Annotated in this window: 25 protein-coding genes; 3 read left to right on the forward strand and 22 right to left on the reverse strand. The window is 59.9% G+C overall.

Annotated elements, in window-relative coordinates; all coding sequences use genetic code 11:
- Positions 1 to 246 precede the first annotated feature (246 nt).
- Positions 247 to 978 carry a response regulator gene (locus C0560_RS01980; RefSeq protein ID WP_102105730.1) on the forward strand — a complete coding sequence of 244 codons (732 nt, stop codon included), beginning with the start codon at positions 247 to 249 and terminating at the stop codon, positions 976 to 978.
- Here the strand turns inward: C0560_RS01980 and C0560_RS01985 are convergent.
- From C0560_RS01985 to C0560_RS02010, 6 genes are all read right to left on the reverse strand, one after another.
- Complete coding sequence (locus C0560_RS01985; protein ID WP_100777976.1) at positions 975 to 1967, reverse strand: carbohydrate kinase family protein; 993 nt, start codon at positions 1965 to 1967, stop codon at positions 975 to 977. The genes C0560_RS01980 and C0560_RS01985 overlap by 4 nt on opposite strands.
- Positions 1967 to 2827 (reverse strand): ketose 1,6-bisphosphate aldolase, encoded by an 861-nt coding sequence (locus C0560_RS01990; protein ID WP_248860241.1) that lies wholly within the window; start codon positions 2825 to 2827, stop codon positions 1967 to 1969. The genes C0560_RS01985 and C0560_RS01990 overlap by 1 nt, the downstream gene beginning before the upstream one ends.
- Before the next feature lie 10 nt (positions 2828 to 2837).
- Positions 2838 to 3524 carry a D-lyxose/D-mannose family sugar isomerase gene (locus C0560_RS01995; RefSeq protein WP_100777974.1) on the reverse strand — a complete coding sequence of 229 codons (687 nt, stop codon included), beginning with the start codon at positions 3522 to 3524 and terminating at the stop codon, positions 2838 to 2840.
- 79 nt (positions 3525 to 3603) lie between these two features.
- Positions 3604 to 4545 carry an ABC transporter substrate-binding protein gene (locus C0560_RS02000; protein ID WP_100777973.1) on the reverse strand — a complete coding sequence of 314 codons (942 nt, stop codon included), beginning with the start codon at positions 4543 to 4545 and terminating at the stop codon, positions 3604 to 3606.
- Positions 4546 to 4577: 32 nt separating this feature from the next.
- A complete protein-coding gene (locus C0560_RS02005) occupies positions 4578 to 5573 on the reverse strand; it encodes a ribose ABC transporter permease (RefSeq protein ID WP_100777972.1) in 996 nt (331 codons plus the stop codon).
- Entirely contained in the window at positions 5570 to 7087 is a 1518-nt protein-coding gene (locus C0560_RS02010) for a sugar ABC transporter ATP-binding protein (protein WP_100777971.1), read from the reverse strand. The genes C0560_RS02005 and C0560_RS02010 overlap by 4 nt, the downstream gene beginning before the upstream one ends.
- Positions 7088 to 7231: 144 nt before the next feature.
- On the opposite strand from C0560_RS02010, the gene C0560_RS02015 reads away from it, so the two are divergent.
- Positions 7232 to 9511 (forward strand): ATP-binding protein, encoded by a 2280-nt coding sequence (locus C0560_RS02015; protein WP_248859509.1) that lies wholly within the window; start codon positions 7232 to 7234, stop codon positions 9509 to 9511.
- Positions 9512 to 9615: 104 nt separating this feature from the next.
- On the forward strand, positions 9616 to 9936 hold the full coding sequence (yjdP, locus tag C0560_RS02020) for a DDRRRQL repeat protein YjdP (protein ID WP_100777969.1): 321 nt from the start codon (positions 9616 to 9618) through the stop codon (positions 9934 to 9936).
- Between the two features lie 43 nt (positions 9937 to 9979).
- Here the strand turns inward: yjdP and phnP are convergent, their stop codons facing one another.
- From phnP to C0560_RS02100, 16 genes are all read right to left on the reverse strand, one after another.
- A complete protein-coding gene (gene phnP / locus C0560_RS02025) occupies positions 9980 to 10738 on the reverse strand; it encodes a phosphonate metabolism protein PhnP (protein ID WP_248859511.1) in 759 nt (252 codons plus the stop codon).
- A gap of 46 nt (positions 10739 to 10784) precedes the next feature.
- A complete protein-coding gene (phnO, locus tag C0560_RS02030; RefSeq protein WP_248859512.1) occupies positions 10785 to 11219 on the reverse strand; it encodes an aminoalkylphosphonate N-acetyltransferase in 435 nt (144 codons plus the stop codon).
- Positions 11212 to 11763, reverse strand: a complete 552-nt coding sequence (gene phnN, locus C0560_RS02035) for a ribose 1,5-bisphosphokinase (protein WP_248860243.1) — start codon at positions 11761 to 11763, stop codon at positions 11212 to 11214. The genes phnO and phnN overlap by 8 nt, the downstream gene beginning before the upstream one ends.
- Positions 11760 to 12896 (reverse strand): alpha-D-ribose 1-methylphosphonate 5-triphosphate diphosphatase, encoded by a 1137-nt coding sequence (gene phnM / locus C0560_RS02040; protein ID WP_248859514.1) that lies wholly within the window; start codon positions 12894 to 12896, stop codon positions 11760 to 11762. The genes phnN and phnM overlap by 4 nt, the downstream gene beginning before the upstream one ends.
- The gene (gene phnL / locus C0560_RS02045) at positions 12893 to 13573 is read right to left on the reverse strand and encodes a phosphonate C-P lyase system protein PhnL (RefSeq protein ID WP_248859516.1); all 681 of its coding nucleotides are present in this window, start codon (positions 13571 to 13573) and stop codon (positions 12893 to 12895) included. The genes phnM and phnL overlap by 4 nt, the downstream gene beginning before the upstream one ends.
- 9 nt (positions 13574 to 13582) lie before the next feature.
- A complete protein-coding gene (gene phnK, locus C0560_RS02050; protein WP_194514336.1) occupies positions 13583 to 14338 on the reverse strand; it encodes a phosphonate C-P lyase system protein PhnK in 756 nt (251 codons plus the stop codon).
- Entirely contained in the window at positions 14335 to 15180 is an 846-nt protein-coding gene (phnJ, locus tag C0560_RS02055) for an alpha-D-ribose 1-methylphosphonate 5-phosphate C-P-lyase PhnJ (RefSeq protein WP_100777962.1), read from the reverse strand. Before phnJ ends, phnK begins: the two co-directional genes overlap by 4 nt.
- Positions 15173 to 16237 carry a carbon-phosphorus lyase complex subunit PhnI gene (locus C0560_RS02060; protein ID WP_248859517.1) on the reverse strand — a complete coding sequence of 355 codons (1065 nt, stop codon included), beginning with the start codon at positions 16235 to 16237 and terminating at the stop codon, positions 15173 to 15175. Before C0560_RS02060 ends, phnJ begins: the two co-directional genes overlap by 8 nt.
- Complete coding sequence (gene phnH / locus C0560_RS02065; RefSeq protein WP_100777960.1) at positions 16237 to 16821, reverse strand: phosphonate C-P lyase system protein PhnH; 585 nt, start codon at positions 16819 to 16821, stop codon at positions 16237 to 16239. Before phnH ends, C0560_RS02060 begins: the two co-directional genes overlap by 1 nt.
- A complete protein-coding gene (phnG, locus tag C0560_RS02070; protein WP_248859519.1) occupies positions 16818 to 17270 on the reverse strand; it encodes a phosphonate C-P lyase system protein PhnG in 453 nt (150 codons plus the stop codon). Before phnG ends, phnH begins: the two co-directional genes overlap by 4 nt.
- Entirely contained in the window at positions 17271 to 17996 is a 726-nt protein-coding gene (phnF, locus tag C0560_RS02075) for a phosphonate metabolism transcriptional regulator PhnF (protein ID WP_181827197.1), read from the reverse strand.
- A 20-nt stretch (positions 17997 to 18016) separates the two neighbouring features.
- Entirely contained in the window at positions 18017 to 18796 is a 780-nt protein-coding gene (gene phnE / locus C0560_RS02080) for a phosphonate ABC transporter, permease protein PhnE (protein WP_100777957.1), read from the reverse strand.
- 51 nt (positions 18797 to 18847) lie between these two features.
- Positions 18848 to 19870, reverse strand: a complete 1023-nt coding sequence (gene phnD / locus C0560_RS02085; RefSeq protein ID WP_181827198.1) for a phosphonate ABC transporter substrate-binding protein — start codon at positions 19868 to 19870, stop codon at positions 18848 to 18850.
- 63 nt (positions 19871 to 19933) lie between these two features.
- Positions 19934 to 20722: a phosphonate ABC transporter ATP-binding protein gene (phnC, locus tag C0560_RS02090; protein WP_123429912.1), complete on the reverse strand. Its 789-nt coding sequence runs from the start codon at positions 20720 to 20722 to the stop codon at positions 19934 to 19936.
- A 132-nt stretch (positions 20723 to 20854) separates the two neighbouring features.
- On the reverse strand, positions 20855 to 21286 hold the full coding sequence (gene yjdN / locus C0560_RS02095) for a VOC family metalloprotein YjdN (protein ID WP_123429913.1): 432 nt from the start codon (positions 21284 to 21286) through the stop codon (positions 20855 to 20857).
- 145 nt (positions 21287 to 21431) lie between these two features.
- Positions 21432 to 21767, reverse strand: a complete 336-nt coding sequence (locus tag C0560_RS02100; RefSeq protein ID WP_100777954.1) for a zinc ribbon domain-containing protein YjdM — start codon at positions 21765 to 21767, stop codon at positions 21432 to 21434.
- Between the last annotated feature and the right edge of the window lie 26 nt (positions 21768 to 21793).

Consider the following 21793-nt stretch of genomic DNA (forward strand, 5'->3'; position numbering starts at 1 on the left):
AGTTAATCAATGCTTTCCCACCCTATTATGCAGCTTCTATGCCATGTTTTTATTGTGGGTATACCCTGACTTTACGGCCAAAGTTTGGTCAAAACCCTGACGAGAAGCAGGCAATCGTCAAAATTGACGTGTCGAAAGGGCAATGGATGTGACATGGGTTGAAATTCCATCACGCAACAATGGATTTGGCTGGAGCCGTTTGCAGAATAGGTCAGACTTAACATAATCCCCTGACGGAAGCATACGATGAAACCGGCGATTCTGGTGGTTGATGACGATACGGCGGTCTGCGAACTGCTGCAGGATGTGCTTAACGAGCACGTCTTTACGGTGCACGTCTGTCACAACGGGCTGGACGCGCTGGCGCTGGCTCAGCGAGAACCGGGCATTGCGCTGGTATTGCTGGATATGATGCTGCCGGATATCAACGGGTTACAGGTTTTACAGCAGCTACAAAAGCAGCGCGCCGAGCTGCCGGTGATTATGCTCACCGGCCTTGGCAGCGAATCGGACGTTGTGGTGGGGCTGGAGATGGGCGCGGATGATTACATCGGCAAGCCGTTTAATCCGCGCGTGGTAGTCGCCCGCGTAAAAGCGGTACTGCGCCGCACGGGCGTGCTGGCGGCGGAACCCACCGCACCGCGCACGTCGGGCATGGGCTTCAACGGCTGGACCCTCGACACCACCCGCTGCGAATTAAGCGATCCGAAGCAGGTGACGGTGCCGTTAACTCAGGGGGAGTACGGTTTACTGCTGGCCCTCGCGCAGAATGCCCGGCGGGTATTGAGCCGTGAACAGCTGCTGGAGCTGACCCACAGCGAAAGCGCCGAGGTCTTTGACCGCACGATCGACGTGCTGATCATGCGCCTGCGGCGAAAAATCGAAATTAACCCTCATCAGCCGCTGCTGATCAAAACCATTCGCGGCCTCGGCTACGTGTTCGCCGCAGACGTGTCTCACCACGACAAAGCCGCTTAAAGATTCAACTTCAGTTCGTCCAGCGTTTTCGCCCCGTCGATGGCATTGGCCGCCAGCAGGCTGGCCCGCGCGCAGGCATGTGCCAGGGCAATGCTCTCGGGCAGCGGCCACGCCTCGTGGCAGCCGTACAAAAAGCCCGCGCAAAACGCATCGCCCGCGCCGACGCTGCCGATAATCTCATCCTTTTCAAGCTGTCGTGACGGCACCCACTGGCCTGGCTCACCCGGCGCTTCGCCCCAGGCGCCTTCCGGACAATGAATGACCACGCGCTGACGCACTCCGGCCGCCAGCAGTTGCGACGCGGCTTCGGCGATATGCAGAATGTTCGGCGCATCAAACTCGTCGCGCATCTCCAGCCCGCTAAACTCACCGGCCTCCAGCTCGTTAATCACCAGATAATCCACATAGCGCAGGGCAGGGAGCACCAGCGGTTGATAGCGCGGATCGCCTTTGCGCGACACCAAATCCAGTGAGGTTTCATACCCCAGATCGCGCATCTGAGACAGCAGGCGTGCGCTGCGGGTGCCAAACTCGTCGTCCGGCATATCCAGGCTGTCGAGAAGCAGCAAATAGCCGAGATGGAAAATTTTCATCGTCGGGTCGAGGCGGTCGAAGGCCGGAAGATCCAGCAGCCGGTTGGCCGCCGGGGAGTGGAAAAAGGTACGCTGCCCGCTGGGATCGGTCATCACTTGCGACATGGAGGTCGGCGCAAAAGTGGTGCGCTGCACCCGCTGGCGGTTGACGTGGTACTGATCGAGCATGGCCAGAATGTAGTCCCCGTCGCTGTCGTCGCCAATCAGCCCCACCGCCTGCAGCGGCAGGCCGACGTGCATTTTGGCGAGCGTCAGCAGGACGTTCAGCGGTGCGCCGCCGGTGGCCCGTTCGCTATGAATAATTTCCGCCAGCCAGCCGCGCTCCGGCCACTGCACAATCTGATGCACGTGGTCGACGAGCATATTCCCTGCGGCGATAACGCCCCGGCGTACCATCAGGCCCTCCCCGCGCTATCGAAGATGCGCATTTGTTCCGATACGGTGTCGGTAATTGCCTCTTCAATGCCCAGCAGCAGTTCGGCAAATTCGTCGTAAATCGGCTGACGATGGGTGATCCGCTGCTCGACGGAGGCCAGCGCCGCCTGCGACATCCCGGTGTAGAAATTGATTTTGTGAATGCCCAGCTCAATCGCGCGGCGGAAATCGGCGTCGCTGATCCCGGAACCCCCGTGCAGCACCAGCGGCAGGCCGGTTTGCAGGCGGATCGCATCAAGCCGCGCGAAATCGAGCTTCGGCTCGCCTTTGTATTTGCCGTGCGCATTGCCGATGGCGACGGCGAGCGCGTCAATGCCGGTCTGATCGACAAAATCGCGCGCCAGGGCCGGATCGGTGAAAAAGGCTTCATCGGCATGGCCATACAGCGCACCGCCCTCGTCACCGCCCACAGCGCCCAGTTCGGCTTCCACCGACACCCCCACGGCGTGACACATTTTCACGATTTCCCTGGTCTGGCGAATATTCTCTTCGTAACTCAGGGTGGAACCATCAAACATCACAGAGCTGAAGCCTAAGCGCAGCGCCCGTACCACCGCCTCAAAATGCAGGCCGTGATCGAGATTGAGGACCACCGGAATATCGTGTCGCGCGGCCTCGAACCGGACCGCTTCAACTAATGAATCGAGCGATAAATACTTAAAATGCACTTCGGCGATGTTGATGATAAAGGGTGAGCGCTCCTGTTTTGCCGCGGCGAACAGGGCGCGCAAAAAGTGGGAGTCGAGAACGTTAAATGCGCCGAGGGCGTAGCGATGTTCACGGGCGTGTTCCAGCCCGGCGGCGAGAGAAATTAGCGGCATCATTCACTCCTTAGGTTCGAAACAGGCTGTACTCGTTACAGAGCACCAGCACCGCCGTTTCGTCTTCTTCAATATTGTTATAGCGCGCGAGCGGCTGTAAAAAGTGGTTGTCGTGCTCATCGTCATTCACGGATGACACTTCGCCGACCAGCACATCGCCAAAACCGCGCTCCCCCCAGAAACTGTGGTACAGGCCGGGCGTGAGACAGATGCTTTCCCCTGGTGTGAGGCGCAGCTGGCTGCCGGGAGCATGGGTCTGAATGCAGCCGTCAACCACCACCGTAACGTCGGTGTTTTCCGTCTCTTCATGCCCGCCCGCGTTCCACAGCTCAATAATCAGATTTCCTCCGCCGCGATTAATGATGTCCTCGCGTTTACGCCAGTGGAAATGCATCGGCGTGACCTGCCCGTCGCGGACGTGCATGATTTTCTCCGCGTAGCATTTTTCGTAAGGTACGCCGTTCGGCGAGCCATTGCGCAGAGTGAAAAGGGTGAGTCCCTGTGCGGCAAAATGGTTCCCGCCGAAGGCGGTGACGTCCCAGCCGAGTTTGAGATCGAAGACTTCGCGCCAGGCATGGCGATCGAGCTGCCGCCATTGGGTCGGCGGGAAACTGGCAAACGGTGGCAGGTGTACGTCATGCATCGAAAAGAACTGCCGCGTATGGCCGAGGATTTCGTTGATTTCGGAGCGTTTCATGGGAACTCCTTTAGTGGTGCGCTGCGCTGACCCCTCACCCTCTTTGCGGGAGAGGTGAGGGCATCAACGCACACAAACCTTATTTAACCGTCCACCCCTTGTACGTCCCGACGCTCTTCTTATCGATCATCGTCACCGGGATCAGCACCGGCTCTTTGGGTGCCGGTTTGCCCTGCAGAATGTCATAGCCGATCTCTACCGCTTTGGCCGCCATAACCTGCGGGTCCTGCGCAGGGGTTGCCACAAACAGAGAGTTTTCGCGCTTCAGCGCCTCTTCACCGTCCGGGCTGCCGTCCACGCCAACGATAAAGAACTCGCTGCGCTGCGCCTGTTTCGCCGCCAGATCGGCACCGATCGCTGTCGGATCGTTAATCGCGAAGACACCGTCGATCTTCGGATTCGCGGCCAGCAACGCCGTCATCACTTCCAGGCCACCTTCGCGACTGCCTTTGGCGTTCTGGTTATCCGACAGCACTTTGATATCCGGGTGGCGCTTGAACTCGGTCTGACAGCCTTCCACACGGTTCTGTACTGCGGAGACCGGCGGTCCGTTGATGATCACCACGTTGCCTTTGCCTTTCAGGCGATCGGTGATGTATTTACAGGCCATTTCACCCGCCTGGGTGTTATCCGAAGTGATAGTGGCGTCGGCCCCTTCGGCCGCCACGTCAACGGCGACCACCACAATCCCTGCTTCTTTTGCGCGCTTCACCGCCGGGCCAATCCCTTTCGAATCAGCGGCGTTGAGAATGATCATATCGACCTTCGCGGCGATAAAATTATCAATCTGAGAAACCTGCTGGCCCAGATCGTAGCCGCTGGAGACCAGCGTCACTTTTACGTTATCCCCCGCCAGTTTACGGGCTTCAAGCTCCGCACCTTTGGTGATCTGCACGAAGAACGGGTTGGCGAGATCGCCCACCGTCACGCCGATGGATTTCAGATCTTTCGCCTGCGCAAACGGGGCTGCGGCAAGCAGTGCGCCAGCACAGAGCGCGGTGACCAATGGCTTCAATCTCATGCTGTTATCCTCATTATCGTAGGGTGTTGTTGTTATGCACTTTGATGGTGTCGGGTACGGTATTTGTCGATCAGTACCGCAATGATGATCACCGCCCCTTTGATCACCAGTTGCCAGAAGTAGGAAACGCCCATTAACGTCATGCCGTTATTCAGGGTGGCGATAATCAGCGCGCCCACCAGCGTGCCGGTGATCGTGCCGATCCCGCCGACAAAACTGGTCCCGCCGAGGATCACCGCCGCGATGGCGTCCAGCTCGTAGCCGGTGCCTAAGTTGCCGTTGGCGCTGTAAAGCCGCGAGGCGCTCATCACCCCGCCAAGACCGGACAACAGACCGCTCATGCCGTAGACAAACAGCAGCACCAGCCAGACTTTGATCCCCGTGAGACGCGCAGCCTGCATGTTACCGCCCACCGCGTAGATATGAACGCCGAGCGTGGTGCGGCGCAAAATGAACCAGCACACCACGATCACCGCCAGGGCGATCACCACCAGCCACGGCACCGGGCCGAGATAGTTATTGCCGATCCATTCAAAATTAATGTTCGAGTTAATCACCGTGGTGCCGTCGGCCAGCAGATAGGCCGCGCCGCGCAGGGCGGTATAGGTGCCGAGGGTGACAATAAACGGCGGGAGTCCGGCAAAGGCCACCAGTGCGCCATTGAAGAGACCCAGCACCATGCCGAGCATCAGCGCCGCCGGAATCGACAGCATCGCCAGCTCAGGCATCAGGGAGACCACCATCGCCGCCACTGCCGTGGTGCCGAGAATCGACCCCACCGACAGGTCGATCCCCCCGGTCAAAATGATGAAGGTCATCCCGGCGGCCAGCACGATATTGATCGACGCCTGACGGGTAATATTGAGCAGATTGCTCTCGGTGAAGAAGTTCGGCGCGATAAAGCCAAAGACCGCCACGATCAGGATCAGAATCGGCAAAATCCCGACCGTTTGCATCAGATCGCTCATCAGCATTTTTTTGGCGGAGGCGGATTTCGCCACCTGCTGCGGGTTAGTTGAATGTGTCATGATTGCACCGCCTGATGAGTGTCGTTCACGCCAGTTGCCAGCGTCATAATATTTTCCTGAGTGATGGTTGGGCCGTGTAACTCCCCGGCAATGCTCCCTTCACGCATCACGTAGACCCGGTCGCTCATGCCCACCACTTCCGGCAGCTCGCTGGAGATCATCAGGATCGCCACGCCTTTACGCGCCATCTGGTTCATGATGCGATAGATCTCGCTTTTCGCCCCGACGTCCACGCCGCGCGTTGGTTCATCGAGGATCAGAATGCGCGGGCCGATCGCTACCCAGCGGGAGATCAGCAGCTTTTGCTGATTACCGCCCGACAGCCCACCCGCGCGCACCTGCGAATGCGGCACGCGAATATTGAGCAGGGCGATGGCGTCATCGGAGATCGACTGCGCTTTTTTGCGGTCCAGCATGCCCCAGGTGGCGTCGCGCTCCAGCGTCGCCATGGTGATGTTCTCCTGCGCCGCCAGCTCCAAAAACAGCCCCTGTTCTTTGCGGTTCTCGGTTAAAAAACCGATGCCGTGGTCGATGGCGGCGCGCGGGGAGTGGATCACCACCGGCTCGCCGTCGACTTCAATCATTCCGCCCGTCGCTTTGCGCACGCCGAAGATCAGCTGCGCCAGCTCCGAACGTCCGGCCCCTACCAGCCCTGCGAGACCGACGATCTCCCCGGAACGCACCTGCAGGCTGCACGGCTGCACTTTTTTGCCGTCGGTGAGGTGATGGACGTTGAGCCGCGCGCTGCCAAGAGGGATATCGCGCTCTTTGTTGAACAGGTCGCTTAAGGGGCGGCCCACCATCATCCTGACCAGCTCCGAGGCGTTGAGTTTGTCGCGGGTCAAACTGCCGACGTACTGACCGTCGCGCAGCACGCTGACGCGGTCAGAAAGCTCGTACACCTCCGCCATGCGGTGGCTGATATAGATAATCGCCATCCCCTCATCGCGCAGACGCAAAATCAGTTCAAACAGGCGATGGGTTTCGCGCGAGGAGAGGGCGGCGGTGGGTTCATCCATCACCAGCACGCGGCTGTTGCGGTGCAGCGCGCGGGCGATTTCTACCTGCTGTTGTTCGGCAATGGTCAGTTTCATCACCAGATCGGTGGCGCTGAAATGGGCGCCGAGGCGGTCAATCACCGTCTGGGCCTGCGCGGCCATCTCTTTCCGCTTCACCAGCCCGCCACGCGACAGTTCGCTGCCGAGAAAGATGTTTTCCGCCACCGTGAGGTTTGGCGCGAGCTGCATCTCCTGATAAATCAGGGTAATACCTGCGGCCAGCGCGTCTTTCGGCCCTTTGATGTGGTACGGCTGGCCGTCAATCAATATCTCGCCGCTGGTGGCGGTATACGCCCCGGCGAGGATTTTCATCAGGGTGCTTTTGCCTGCGCCGTTTTCGCCCATTAACGCGTGGATCTCGCCGGGCCAGACCGTCAGATCCACACCCTTGAGCGCGTGAAAGTTGCCAAAGGTTTTGGCAATGTTGCGCATCTCTAATACCGGGGTCCTGCTCATGGCGGATCTCCTGTGAAGGTCGATATCAGCAGTGCATCACATCCCGGTAAATGCAAAATGTCAGAAGCCGTTCATATTTGTCATAGTTATGAATAGTTAACGGGCGTCACAATTCTGAGCCTTTTTCCTCTCACCGGAGCCACCATGCCATCACGCCGCCCTCCCTTTTTTGCCAGCGCCCGTGGCCGCCTGCTGATCTTCAATCTGCTGGTGGTGGCGGTGACATTGATGGTCAGCGGCGTGGCGGTGCTGGGCTTTCGGCATGCCAGCCAGATTCAGGAGCAGGTGCAGCAGCAGACCTTAAACGACATGACTGGCAGCATGAATCTGGCGCGCGACACCGCCAATGTGGCCACGGCGGCGGTGCGTCTTTCGCAGGTGGTGGGGGCGCTGGAGTACAAAAGCGAAGCGGATCGCCTGAAGCAGACGCAGACGGCACTGCGTCACTCCCTTGAGCAGCTCGCCGATGCGCCGCTGGCGCAGCAGGAACCGGCGCTGGTGGCACGAATCATTCGCCGCAGTAATGAGTTACAGCAAAGCGTCACCGGGATGCTGGAGCGCGGTCAGCGACGTCATCTGGAGCGCAACGCGCTGCTCAGTTCGCTTTATCAAAGCCAAAGTTTTTTACGCCATTTGCAGGATATCAACCGTCGCTTCGGCGACAACGTGCCGGACGCGCGCCAGTTGGCTGAAATGGACCGCCTGATAATGGCAGCCATCGAAACGCCGTCGCCGCGCGCCACCATTCAGCAGCTGAATACCGTAACCACCACGCTGCCAGAGACCGCCCGCCAGCCGGTGATCGACTTTGTGCTGCCCGATTTCAACGCCGAGCTGCAAAAGCTCGCGCCGCTTTCGAAGCAGCTTGAAGAGAGCGATCTGACGATCAACTGGTACATGTTCCACATCAAAGCGCTGGTGGCGATTTTAAACAGCGATATCAACCAGTACGTGGCGCAGGTGGCCCAGGCGTCGGAGCTGCGCACCGCCCAGAGTCATCAGGAGCTACGCTCCATCAGCGTCTTTATCAGCGTGTTCGCCATACTGGCGCTGATGATCACCGGCTGCGCCTGCTGGTATATCTACCGCAATTTAGGCTCCAACCTGACGGCCATCTCCAGAGCGATGTCGCGGCTGGCCCACGGCGAGCCGGACGTGTCGGTACCGGCCCTCCAGCGCCGCGACGAGCTTGGCGAACTGGCGCGCGCGTTCAACGTGTTTGCGCGTAACACCGCGTCGCTTGAGCACACCACCCGCCTGCTGAAAGAGAAAACGACGCAGATGGAGATCGACCGGCTCGAACGCGTGGGGCTGGAAGAGGCGCTGCTGCACAGCCAGAAAATGAAGGCGGTCGGGCAGTTGACGGGCGGGCTGGCGCACGATTTTAACAATCTGCTGGCAGTCATTATCGGCAGCCTGGAGCTGGTTGATCCCGAGTCGCCGGATGCGCCGCGCATCACCCGCGCGCTGAAAGCCGCCGAGCGTGGCGCGCTCCTGACCCAGCGACTACTGGCTTTCTCGCGCAAACAGTCTCTGCATCCGCACGCGGTGGAGATGAAACCGCTGCTGGAAAACCTCGGCGAGCTGATGTGCCACTCGCTCCCGGCCACCCTGACGCTGGATATCGAAGCGCAGCACCCGGCGTGGCCCGCATGGATTGATGTCAGCCAGCTGGAAAACGCGATTATCAATCTGGTCATGAACGCTCGCGACGCGATGGAGGGGCAGAGCGGTGTGATCCGCATTCGCACCTGGAATCAGCGTGTCACCCGCAGCGATGGGCGCAGGCAGGATATGGTGGCGCTGGAGGTGATCGACCATGGCTGCGGGATGTCGCAGGAGGTGAAATCTCAGGTCTTCGAGCCGTTCTTCACCACGAAACAGACCGGCAGCGGTAGCGGGCTGGGTTTGTCGATGGTCTACGGTTTTGTGCGCCAGTCCGGTGGACGCGTTGAAATCGAAAGCGCACCGGGGCAAGGAACCACCGTGCGCCTGCAGCTTCCGCGCTCCGCGCAGGCGGTGGTGGAGCATGATGAAGGGCTGGCGGCAACGGAGTCAGAGCAGAGCGACCGGCTGGTGCTGGTGCTTGAAGATGAAAGCGACGTGCGTCAGACGTTATGCGAACAGCTGCATCAGCTCGGCTACCTGACGCTCGAAGCTGAAACGGGCGAGCAGGCGTTGAAGATGCTGGAGGCCTCGGCCGATATCGAACTCTTTATCAGCGACCTGATGCTGCCGGGGGCGTTAAGTGGCGCAGAGGTGATCCACCACGTCTGCACCCATTTCCCGCATCTGCCGGTGCTGCTGGTGAGCGGGCAGGATTTACGCCCCGCCCACAATCCGCAGCTGCCGGACGTGGAGCTGCTACGAAAACCCTTCACCCGAGCGCAGCTGGCGCAGGCGCTCCGTAAGGCGTCGGCATAACGCGTACCGCCTGCACGAAAGGCGCGTTTTGAGATTCCTCCGCTACTCCGTCTGAGCGCCGATGATTAACGTAAAGCCAGCTCACCTGCTGCGAGACTGGCTCTATGAAACGCTCTACCACCGCTCTGTTATTTGGCCTGCTGTCATTAACCAGCCAGCTTGCCCACGCTGATATCATTGACGACGCCATTGGGAATATCCAGCAGGCGATCGGCGAAGCGTACAACCCCACCAGCAGCCGTCAGAATGACGACGATGACCGCTATGAAGAGAGTCGTCGTACGGACAGTCGCCAGTACGATGATCGTCGTCGACAGCTTGAGGATCGTCGCCGTCAGTTAGACGACAGGCAGCGCCAGCTCGATCAGGACCGGCGTCAGCTGGAGGACGATGAGCGCAGGCTGGAAGATGATTACGACCGGTGAGGAAATCCGTGAGATGCGTGCTGCCTGACGCCCGGCGTACCGCTCAGTCCAGCACGATTCTCATCCCGTCATACCCCGCCTCAAACCCTTCTGGCAGCGGGTTATCCATCATCCATACGTCGAACTGATGGCTGATGTGCGTCAAAATGACCTGCGGACAGCCAATGACTTTGTTGAGCGCGATGACGGTGTTTAAATCACAATGGTTGCGCGGCGTCTGCTCGCGCGGTTCGTGGCTGCAATCGATCACCATCACCTGCGGATGATTATTGAGTAAAAATTTCAGCGTTTTGTCCGGTAGCCCGGCAGTGTCCGACAGCCACGCCACGCGGCTGTGGGCGCTCTCTAGCAGATAGCCGAAGGTCAGTTTTGAGTGATTGAGCGGCAGCGGCGTCACGCGCAGCCCCTGCAGCTCAAACACCACAAAGGGCTGGACGGTATGGCTGAAATCGAGAAGACCGGGATGTTTGAACAGATCGTCGCAGCCCGTCTCGTCCGGCGGGCCGTACACCGGAATCGTCGCCCCCACGCCCCAGCGCAGCGGGAACAGCCCCTGGACATGATCCATATGATAGTGGGTCAGTAAAAACTGCTGGAAACTGCCCGCGGGCCAGTCGTCCATCAGGTGCGGAATGCCCGCGTCCAGCAGCGTCACCGCGTCGTTGAAGGTCACGACCGCGCTGCACGGCCGACGGCGATACGCCTCCAGCAAACGCGCCCGGCGGCAGGCCGCGCAGTCGCAGCCGAAGACAGGTACCAGCTGGGCACCGCCGGTGCCGGTCAGTTGGATGGTTAGGGCCATGGTTTCCCCCTTTAACGACATTGCCAGGCGGCGCTGTGCTTAGGTTTTATAGCGCTTTGGTAAAACGAAAATGGCTCTGGGCATACCCTTCGCGAAGATAAAACCGGTGCGCATCCACGCGCTTCACGCTGGTCGACAGCTCGGTCATCTCGGCACCTGCATGTCGCGCCTGCGCTTCGGCCCAGGCCAGCAGTTGGCTGCCGACTTTCAGGCCACGGGCCTGCGGCAATACCACCAGCTCCTGAATCTCACCGATCCAGTTGGCGTGATGCAGATGAAACTGCAAATGCAGGCCAATCATCCCGACGACGTTCCCGTCCAGCTCCGCAAGATGGTAGTGCATGTTGCGATCCTGAAGATTCGCGAGATACCCGGCATGAAAGGCTTTCTGGTCGAATTCCGCCTGTTTTAACTCACAGATAAGACCGTAAACGGCCTGCGCATCGTCCGCAGTGGCGGGGCGCAGCTGGCAGTCAGGCATGTTGTTTCTCCTGTTGACGGATAAGCGATAACAAATTCTCGACTGACTGTAGCAAACTTCCGTCGTTATTGAGCAGATGGCAGTCCGACGGCGTGTAGCGCGCTGCACGCGCCAGGCGCAGGTCGATCTCCCGCGCGCTTTCGCGCCCGCGCTGCTGCAAACGCTGGCGCAGCATTTCCGGCGAAACCTGCAAACAGACCGGCAGCAGCGCCTGGGCGTAGCGCGCGCGAGCCTGTTGCAGATGGGCGCGCGAGCCGTTCACCAGCACGTCGAAACCGGCGTGCAGCCACAGGTCGATCTCAATGCCCACACCGTAGTACAAGCCGTTCGCGTGCCAGCTCAGTGCCAGTAAGTTCTGCCCGGCGCGGGTAAAAAACTCCTGCTCGCTCAGGGCGATATGATTCTCGCTGCCCGCATTCGCCGCGCGCGTGATGTAGCGATGCGCCACCAGCAATTGCGTGTGCTCCTGCTGGCGCAGCGCCGACAGCAGGCTGTCTTTTCCGGAGCCGGACGGCCCCATGAGCCAGATCAGTTTTCCCATCAGAACACCCGTTTTCCCTGACGCCAGACGTGGTCGATATGGATGTGCTCGCCCTTGCGATGCGCCAGCACCAGATCCGCCCGTTTGCCTTCGCCAATCACCCCGCGATCGCTCAGGTTCAGCGCGTCAGCCGGGTTTTTGGTCACCAGACGAATGGCCTGCGGCAGGGTGAAAGGGTTGCCCGTGTCATCGGCGACGCGGAAGGCCGCGTCCAGCAGGCTCGCCGGATAGTAATCAGAGGAGAGAATATCCAGCAGGCCGAGCGCCGCCAGCTGGCTGGCCGCCACGTTGCCGGAGTGGGAGCCGCCGCGCACGATGTTGGGCGCGCCCATCAGAACGTTCATTCCGTGCAGGCGGGAGGCTTCAGCCGCTTCAAACGTGGTAGGAAATTCGGCGATCACGCTGCCAAGCTGATGGGATTCCCGCACATGGTCGTGCGTGGCGTCGTCGTGACTTGCCAGCGCAATGTTACGCTCCCGGCACATCGCCGCAATCGACAGGCGGTTTGGCTGCGACCACTGGGCCGCCAGCGCCAGCTGCTCCTCTTCGTAGCGCGCCATTTCCTCGTCATTCAGGGCGTATTTGCCCTGATAATATTCACGGTACTTCTCGATATTGGCGAATTGACGCTGGCCTGGTGAGTGGTCCATCAGCGACACCAGAGAGACCGGCTCGCGACCAACCAGTTTTTCAAACAGCGGCAGGGTGGTGTGGTGCGGCAATTCGCAGCGCAGATGCAGGCGATGCTCGGCGCGGTTCAGGCCGCGCTTTTGCGTCTCTTCCACCGCGTTGATCATCTTTTCCAGATTCTCCAGACGGTCGCCGCCGTCGCGCACATCCCCAATCGCCACGGCATCGAGTACCGTGGTGATGCCGCTGGCGACCATCAGCGCGTCGTGGCTGCTCATCGCTGAGTGGGCCGGCCAGTCCACCTTTGGGCGCGGGGTGAAGAATTTATCCAGATTATCCGTATGCAGTTCGATAAGCCCCGGCAGCAGCCAGCCGCCGTCGCCATCCATCGCCTCCGGCAAGCGGCTCTGGGTTTCGGCGTATGTGCGAATCACGCCGTCCTGAATGTCGATCGATCCCGCGATCACGTCGTTTTCCAGCACCAGTTTGACGTTATTGATGATCATGCTGCGGCTCCCATCGGATGAAGACGATCCGCCACGCGATCGCGGACTGCGGCGTCGTGGAAGATCCCCACGATCGCCCCCCCGCGCGCTTTGGCCTGTTCGATCAGCTCGACGACGGCGGCGCTGTTTTTGGCATCCAGCGAGGCGGTCGGTTCATCGAGCAGTAAAATCGGGTAATCGACGATAAAGCCGCGGGCGATATTCACACGCTGCTGCTCGCCGCCAGAGAACGTCGACGGTGCCAGGTGCCACAGGTGTTCCGGGACGTTGAGGCGCGTCAGCAGCCGGGCGGCTTTGGCCGCGCATTCGTCGCGGGAGACGCCCAGATCCAGCAGGGGCTGCATGACCACGTCCAGCGCGGAGATCCTCGGGATCACCCGCAGAAACTGGCTCACCCAGCCGATCGTCGCCCGGCGGACTTCCAGCACTTTGCGCGCCGGGGCCTGCACCAGATCCACCCACTCGTCGCCATGACAGATATGAATGTGGCCCTGGTCGGGCAGATAATTGGCGTAAAGGGAGCGCAGCAGCGTCGATTTTCCGCTGCCCGAATGGCCATGCAGCACCACGCATTCCCCCTTTTTGACCTCAAGAGAGGCATTTTGCAGCACCGGCAGTCGCACGCCGTTTTGCTGGTGGAGCACAAACGTCTTACTCACATTTTCTACGCGGATCATGTTGGCCTCTTAGTTCTGCAATACCGATGAAACCAGCAGCTGGGTGTACGGATGGTGCGGATCGTCGAGCACGCGGTCGGTTAATCCACTTTCCACCACTTGGCCCTCCTTCATCACCATCAGGCGGTCTGCCAGCAGGCGGGCCACGCCCAGATCATGGGTAACAATCACCACCGCCAGATCCAGCTCTACCACCAGGCCGCGCAGCAGGTCGAGCAAACGCGCCTGCACGGAGACATCCAGCCCGCCCGTCGGCTCATCCATGAACACCAGCTTCGGATGGGTGACGAGGTTGCGGGCGATTTGCAGGCGCTGCTGCATGCCGCCGGAAAAGGTGGTTGGCAGGTCGTCGATACGCGACGCCGGGATTTCGACATCGGTCAGCCACTGCTGGGCGGTCGCACGGATATTGCCGTAGTGGCGCGCGCCCGTTGCCATCAGCCGTTCGCCGATGTTTCCGCCTGCCGAGACCTGGCGGCGCAGGCCGTCCATGGGATGCTGATGCACCACGCCCCACTCGGTGCGCAGCAGGCGACGGCGCTCGGCTTCGCTCATGTCGTACAGGGACTGATCCTGATAACGGATCTCGCCGGTTTGCGGCGTCAGGCGTGCGGAGATGGATTTGAGCAGGGTGGTTTTGCCGGAGCCGGACTCGCCGACAATCCCCAGCACTTCACCAGGCCACAGCTCAAACGACACGTCGCTAAAGCCTTTGCCGGGCGCATACAAATGGGTCAGGTTGTTCACCGAAAGCAGCGGTTTCATTGGCCGTTCGCCTCACTCTGTTGGCGGCAGAAATCGGTGTCGGAGCAGACAAACATGCGTTTGCCCGTGTCGTCGAGCACCACTTCGTCGAGATAGCTGTGTTTTGAACCACAGATGGCACACGGCTCGTCCCACTCCTGCACCCGGAACGGGTGATCGTCGAAATCGAGACTTTCGACGCTGGTGTAGGGCGGCACGGCATAAATGCGTTTTTCGCGTCCGGCGCCGAACAGTTGCAGTGCGGGCATCATGTCCATTTTCGGGTTATCGAATTTCGGGATTGGCGACGGGTCCATCACGTAGCGCCCGTTCACCTTCACCGGGTAGGCGTAGGTGGTGGCGATATGGCCAAAGCGGGCGATATCTTCGTACAGTTTCACCTGCATCACGCCGTACTCTTCGAGGGCGTGCATGGTGCGGGTTTCCGTTTCGCGCGGCTCGATAAAGCGCAGCGGCTCGGGGATGGGCACCTGGAAAATCAGAATCTGATCTTCCGTCAGCGGCGTTTCCGGGATGCGGTGGCGGGTCTGAATCAGGGTGGCATCTTCCGTGCGCTCGGTGGTGTTCACGCCGGTGACGCGCTTGAAGAAGTTGCGAATCGACACGGCATTGGTGGTGTCATCCGCCCCCTGGTCGATGACTTTCAGCACGTCCGCTTCGCCAATCACGCTGGCAGTCAGCTGGATGCCGCCGGTGCCCCAGCCGTAGGGCATCGGCATTTCGCGGCCGCCAAACGGGACCTGATAGCCGGGAATCGCCACGGCTTTTAAAATCGCGCGGCGGATCATGCGCTTGGTTTGTTCGTCCAGATAGGCAAAGTTATAGCCGCTGAGATTAGCCATGATTGCGCTCCCGTTGCAGACGTTTCAGCAGTTCCAGTTCCGCCTGGAAATCGACGTAATGCGGCAGTTTGAGGTGCGAGACGAAGCCCGCCGCTTCAACGTTATCCGCGTGGGCCAGCACGAACTCTTCGTCCTGCGCCGGGCCGGAGATCGTCTCGTCGTAGTCCGGGGCCTGGAGCGCGCGATCGACCAACGCCATCGCCATCGCCTTGCGCTCGCTCATGCCGAACACTAAGCCGTAGCCGCGCGTAAAGTGCGGCGCGTCGTTTTCGGGGGCCACGAAGCCGTTCACCATTTCGCACTCCGTCATCAGCAGTTCGCCGACGTTGACCGCAAATCCCAGCTCTTCCGGCACGATATCGATCTCAACGAACCCGCTGCGGATTTCGGCAGCAAACGGGTGGTTGCGCCCGTAACCGCGTTGGGTGGAGTAGGCCAGCGCTAACAGATAGCCTTCGTCCCCGCGCATTAGCTGTTGCAGGCGCGAGGCGCGCGAGCACGGATAGACCGGCGGTGTACGGGTGACGTCGTCCGGCACGCGGCCTGAGTCCTCTTCGGCTTTCGCCAGCCCCTGGTTCGCCAGCAGGCTAAAGACGTGGGGAGCGGATTCCTGCTCTGCGTCTGAGGTGTTCAGCCTCGGGGCCTCACCGTTCGCCAGCAGGGTGAAATCGAGCAGGCGGTGGGTGTAGTCGTAGGTGGGGCCGAGCAGCTGGCCGCCGGGAATGTCTTTGTAGACGGCGGAAATGCGGCGCTCCAGTCGCATCTTCGCGCTGTCCAGCGGCTCGCTGACCACCAGTTTGGCCAGCGTGGTGCGGTAGGCGCGCAGCAGGAAGATGGCTTCGACGTTATCGCCGCTGGCCTGTTTCAGCGCCAGGGCCGCCAGCTCGCGGTCGGCAATTCCACCTTCGGTCATCACCCGGTCAACGGCCAGGTTTAGCTGCTGTTCGATTTGCGCGACGCTCAGCTCGCTAAGCGCTTCATCGCCGCGTCTTCTGTGCTCTTGCAGCGCATGGGCGGCAGCTATCGCCTTCTCGCCCCCTTTAACGGCAACGTACATCAGCACACCTCGACATGTGTGGTCCGTGGGATTGCCAGCAGGCGTTCGCCGCAGGTGAGGATCAGGTCGATCCCCAGTGGGAACGGATGCGGACGTTCAGTGAGCTCGTGAATGATGCATTCGGGCAGCTGTGGCGCGACCATGCGCTCGTCGGCGATCCCAGCTCCGGTTAGGCGCAACATGCGCCCACCGCTGAGGCTTGCGACCTGCAGAATCAGCGTGGCGCTGGTCTCCGGGGCGACGGCGCTGCCGGACGAGAGCGCGTTCAGCTGCTCGTGGCTGATCAGCTCGTCGGCCACGGCAAACACCGCCTGCTGCGGCTGATCCACCCGTGGGGCGCTGGTGTGAAAGCGCAGGTTCTGGCTGGCAATGTCGTTGGCCATGCTGGCCGACAGCCAGACCGGCGTGTCGTTATCCGCCAATGTCAGCAGTACGCTGGTGGTGGCGAGATTCAGCGGCTGCCAGCCGTGGGTGAGTTGATGCAGCGAGACAATTACGCCCGGCTCGCTCATGGCTTTCAGGAGGCGACGAAAACTGTGCTGGGCATCCTGCACGGCGTGGGTAAAAGCGGGTTGAAGCGTCATGCGTTATCTCCGCGAACGAGCGTAAAGAAGTCGACCCGGCTGGTGTTGATTTCGGCCTGACGGGCGGCGATGCGCGCGGCACGGTCGGCTTCCAGCGGGGCAATTAAGGTTTCCATTAACGACTGAAAATGGGTCGGTTCCTGCAACAGCGCGTCGACGACGGCGCACTGCTCGGCGTGCTGTTTATCGCGCCCCAGCAGGTAGCTGTAGCCCGTGGTGCCGCTCTTAAGGCGAATCACCGCACGGGTCAGGGTGGCGTCTCCGGCAAAAAAACGGTCGCCGGTGCCGCCCATCCGCGCCTGTATCTGCACCAGGCCGATCTCAGGGGCGCGCAGGGTGTCGTATTCCGGAGTGAGGTTCAGCAGGCGCAGACGCTCGCGCAGGGCGGCGGGCTGGCTGTGGGCCAGGGCGCTCATCCAGCGCTGGCGAGTGGGAATATCGAAGTGCATTCAGTGCTCCATGGTGAATTCAATCATGTCGGCGCGGGTCAGGCTGACGGAGTATTCCGTCGCGTTGACCTCGCCGTCACGGTGGTTGAGGGTGCGCACGCAGAGCAGCGGTGCCATGTTCGGGATCTCCAGCACCTTGCTCTCTTTGGCCTGCGCGCGACGGGCGCTGATCCGCGTCTGGGTGCGCCTGAGGGCGATGCCGGTGGCGTCGAAGAGAAAGTCATGCAGCGAGCCGCTGGAAAAATGTTGCAGCGTCGGCCAGAAGGTGAGGTCGGCGAAGTAGTGGTCGATCTGGCAGACCGCCACGCCGTTGACGCGTCTTAAGGTGCGCAGATGCACGACGTTGTCGCCCTCCTGAATCCCCAGCGCATCAGCGATGTGGCTGGAGGCCGGGCGCAGCACCGAGAGCAGTTTTTCGCTGGTCGGGTGGCTGCCCTGATCGAGCAGGTTCTGGCTGAAACGCGCCTGGGAGTTCAGCGGATAGTCGAAGGGGCGCATCAGCACCAGTACGCCAACGCCTTGGCGGCGCTGGACCCAGCCGCGTTCCACCAGCTGGTCAATGGCGCGGCGCAGGGTGTGGCGGTTGACTTCGTAGCGGTCGGCGAGCTGCTGTTCGGCGGGCAAATAGTCGCCGCAGCGGTAGTGGGTGCGCAGCTCGATTTCGAGCCTGGCGGCGATCTCTTGCCAGCGCGTGGGGTAACTGGTCGGATGTCTGGATAAGTGCATGGAAATCAAAGCCTCGCTTCTCAGATGAAGTGCTTACGCAAACGTTGAGAGAGGAAATCCAGCAGGCTGACGGTGATGATGATGAGCACCATCAGGGCGCAGGTTTGCTGAAACTGGAAGCCGCGAATCGCTTCCCACAGGGTGACGCCAATCCCGCCCGCGCCGACCATGCCGACCACCGTTGCCGAGCGAACGTTGGATTCGAAACGGTAGAGGGAGTAGGAGATCAGCAGCGGCATGACCTGCGGCAGGACGCCGTAGAGAATTTCTTCGATTTTGTTGGCCCCCGTGGCACGGATGCCTTCCACCGGGCCGGGTTCGATGGCTTCAACCGCCTCAGACAGCAGTTTGGAGAGCACGCCGGTGGTGTGGATGAACAGCGCCATGACGCCAGCAAACGGGCCGAGACCGACGGCGACCACGAACAGCATCGCGAAAACCATTTCGTTGATGGCGCGACAGGCGTCCATCAGGCGGCGCATCGGCTGGTAAATCCACCAGGGGACGATGTTTTCGGCGCTCATCAGGCCAAACGGAATGGAGAGGATGACCGCCAGCGCGGTGCCCCAGACGGCGATTTGCATGGTGACGGCCATTTCGCCGAGATAGTCCTGCCACTGGCTGAAGTCTGGCGGGAAGAAGTCTGCCGCGAAGGTCGCCATGTTGCCGGAGTCTTTGACCAGCATCAGCGGGTCCATTTCCGCACCTTTCCAGGAGATGACGAGCACCGCCAGCAGAATGGCCCAGCTTATCAACGAGAACCAGCTGCGTTTCGGGGGTGGGACGGTGATGGTTTGCATGAGTTCTCCTAATGTTCTCTCCCTCTTCGTGTGGAAGAGGGAGAGGGACGGTTACTGGACCGCTTTATTCACCGACGTCATCGCGCTCAGCGCGGCGGTCAGGCGGTCCAGATCTTCCAGCTGCGCCTGAATCACAGAGACTTTGCTGGTCTTCTCGTCGGCGTTCAGCCCTTTGTTGTCCTTGACGCCCTGCATCTCTTTAAACAGGGCCAACTGACGGATAGGCACCAGTTGCAGATCGCTTGAGGCGCGGAACGGCGCCCAGCCCAGACGTTCGAGAACCGTTTTCTCTTCCGCCGTTTTGCCGTAATTCATAAAGAAGTCGTAGATCTTGTCTTTGGTGCCCTCAGAGAGGTTTTTGCGCCAGACAATCGGGTCGCCCGGAATGAGAGGCGATTTCCAGATCACCTTCAGCTGTTTCAGTTTTTCAGGCGCGGAGGTTTTCAGTTTGTCGAGGTTTTCGGTGTTGTTGGTGGCGACGTCGACCTGCTTGTTGGCAACGGCCAGCGCGTTGGTTTCGTGTCCGGCGTTAACCGTGCGTTTGAACTCGCTGGTGGAGACGTTGTTTTTGGCGAAGACGTAATAGCCCGGGACCAGGAAGCCGGAGGTGGAGTTTGGATCGCCGTTACCGAAGGTGAGATCTTTGCGTTTGGCGAGCATATCGTTGAGGTTGTTGATCGGACTGTCTTTGTTGACGATCAGCACGCTCCAGTAGCCCGGGGAGCCGTCTGCGGCGACGGTCTGGGCGAAGACCTGACCGTTGGCGCGGTCCACCGCTTCCATGGCGGAGAGGTTGCCGTACCAGGCGATATCGACTTTGTTAAAGCGCATCCCCTGGATGATGCCCGCGTAATCCGGGGCGAAGAAGGCGTTCACTTTGATGCCCAGTTTGGTTTCCATATCTTTCAGGAAAGGTTCCCACTGGGGTTTCAGGTTTTGCTGTGATTCTGTCGAAATAATGCCGAAGTTCAGGGCTTTTTCCTGTTCCTGCTCCTGCGCATAGGCGGGGCTTAACAGGGTGCTGATGCTGAACATGCTGGTGAAGGCCAGCGCGGCAACGGCTTTATAGCTCATCTATCATCCTCTTTTGGCATTGTTCCAGGCCAGTTCATTTGCCAGCCTGAACGCTTCGTGAAATTACGCAGCCTGCGCGTTCTCTTCGACGCGGTTAATGCTGCGGTACAGGTGATCAAAACGTTCGTTATCAAAGTGTTGGCTTGCGCCGTCGTAGAACACATGGCCCTGACGCAGGGCAACGATGCGCTCGCAGTAGCGCAGGGCGTAATCCACCTGATGCAGCGTGACCACGACGGTGATGCCGTCGTTCTGGTTAATGTCGCGCAGGGTTTCCATCACGATGCGGGCTGATTCCGGGTCCAGCGAGGCGATGGGTTCATCGGCGAGGATCACTTTGGCTTTTTGCATTAGCGCTCTGGCGATGGCCACGCGCTGCTGCTGGCCGCCGGAAAGGGTGGAGACGCGCTGATGGGCGAAATGGGCCATCCCGACGCGGGTCAGGGCCTGGAGTGCCTGCTGTTTTTGTGCCGGGGAGAACCAGCGCAGGCAGGTGCGCCAGAAGGGGGTACTGCCGAGGGCGCCGATCAGCACGTTCTCCAGCACCGTCAGACGATTCACCAGGTTAAATTGCTGGAAGATGCAGCCCGTTTGCGTGCGGCTTTTACGAATATCGCCCGCCAGACGGCCCGCGCGCTGCACGGTATTCCCCAGCAGCTCGACGTGACTTTCCGGCGTTTTATCGCCGGTGATGAGGCCGCTGAGATGGCGCAGGAGGGTGGATTTTCCTGAGCCGGAAGGCCCGAGCAGCGCTACCATGTCGCCCTGCTGGACAGTCAGATCAACGGCATGCAGGGCCTTGTTGTGATGAAAGGTCTTGCTCAGTTTCTCGACGCGGATGACAGTTTGCATGTTCAGGCCTCACGATAAATGTGGCCTCATGCTGGCGGATTAATGTGACATTTAGGTTAAGTATTGGTTGCGGGATTTTGAAGAGTTGAAGTGAATGGGATGACAGGCGGAGGGGGCGCCTCCGCCAGACGATCACTGCTGTTTAACGACGTTGATCATCCATGGCACGCCATATTTATCGGTCACTTTGCCGAAACCGTGTGCCCAGAAGGTCTCCTGCCAGGCCATTTCAACGTTACCGCCCGCGGCGAGCTTGTCGAACCAGCCTTTGCCTTCGGCGACGTCCTGGGTGTCGAGCACCAGCGTGAAACCCTCGTACTGGGCGTTACCGCCGGGCACGCCGTCGCTCATCATGATTTCGCTGCCAGCGATACGAACGTTGGAGTGAGCAATCGCGGTGTCCGGGAATGTCATGCCAGACGGGCAGCCTTCTTCGCTGTTTTCGTCTTTGGGCATTTCGCCGTAGGTGATTTTATAGGTGAGTTCTGCGCCGACGGCTTGCTGGTAGAAGGCGATGGCTTCTGCACAGTTTCCGGCGAATGAGATGTAGGGACTTAACGACATAATCATTACCTCAGGTAAGAGAAGCTCGTTAAGTGTAGTACGAATTTTGTACAATATTCTGTCGGCCCGGTCAGCGCAGCGCCACCGGGCAACTGGCCGGATGCGTTGCGCTTATCCGGCCTACAAAACAATAAAAGCTTATATATCAGTTCTTTTTCACGAACTCAGATTTGAGCTTCATTGGGCCAAAGCCGTCAATTTTGCAGTCAATATTATGATCGCCTTCAACCAGACGAATATTCTTCACTTTGGTGCCGATTTTCAGCATCGAAGAGGCGCCTTTGACTTTAAGGTCTTTTACCACGGTGACGCTATCGCCATCGGCCAGCAGATTACCGTTGGCATCTTTTACAATCAGTGTATCGCTGTCTTGCGCTGGCTCTGCATCATTCCATTCATGGGCGCATTCAGGACAAATGAACATCCCGTTATCTTCGTAGGTGTATTCGGAATTACATTTTGGGCAGTGTGGAAGTGACATATTGAGTTCCTCAAAAGTGCTAACGG

The organism is Lelliottia sp. AC1 (genome assembly GCF_023278595.1).
Lineage (GTDB): Bacteria > Pseudomonadota > Gammaproteobacteria > Enterobacterales > Enterobacteriaceae > Enterobacter > Enterobacter nimipressuralis.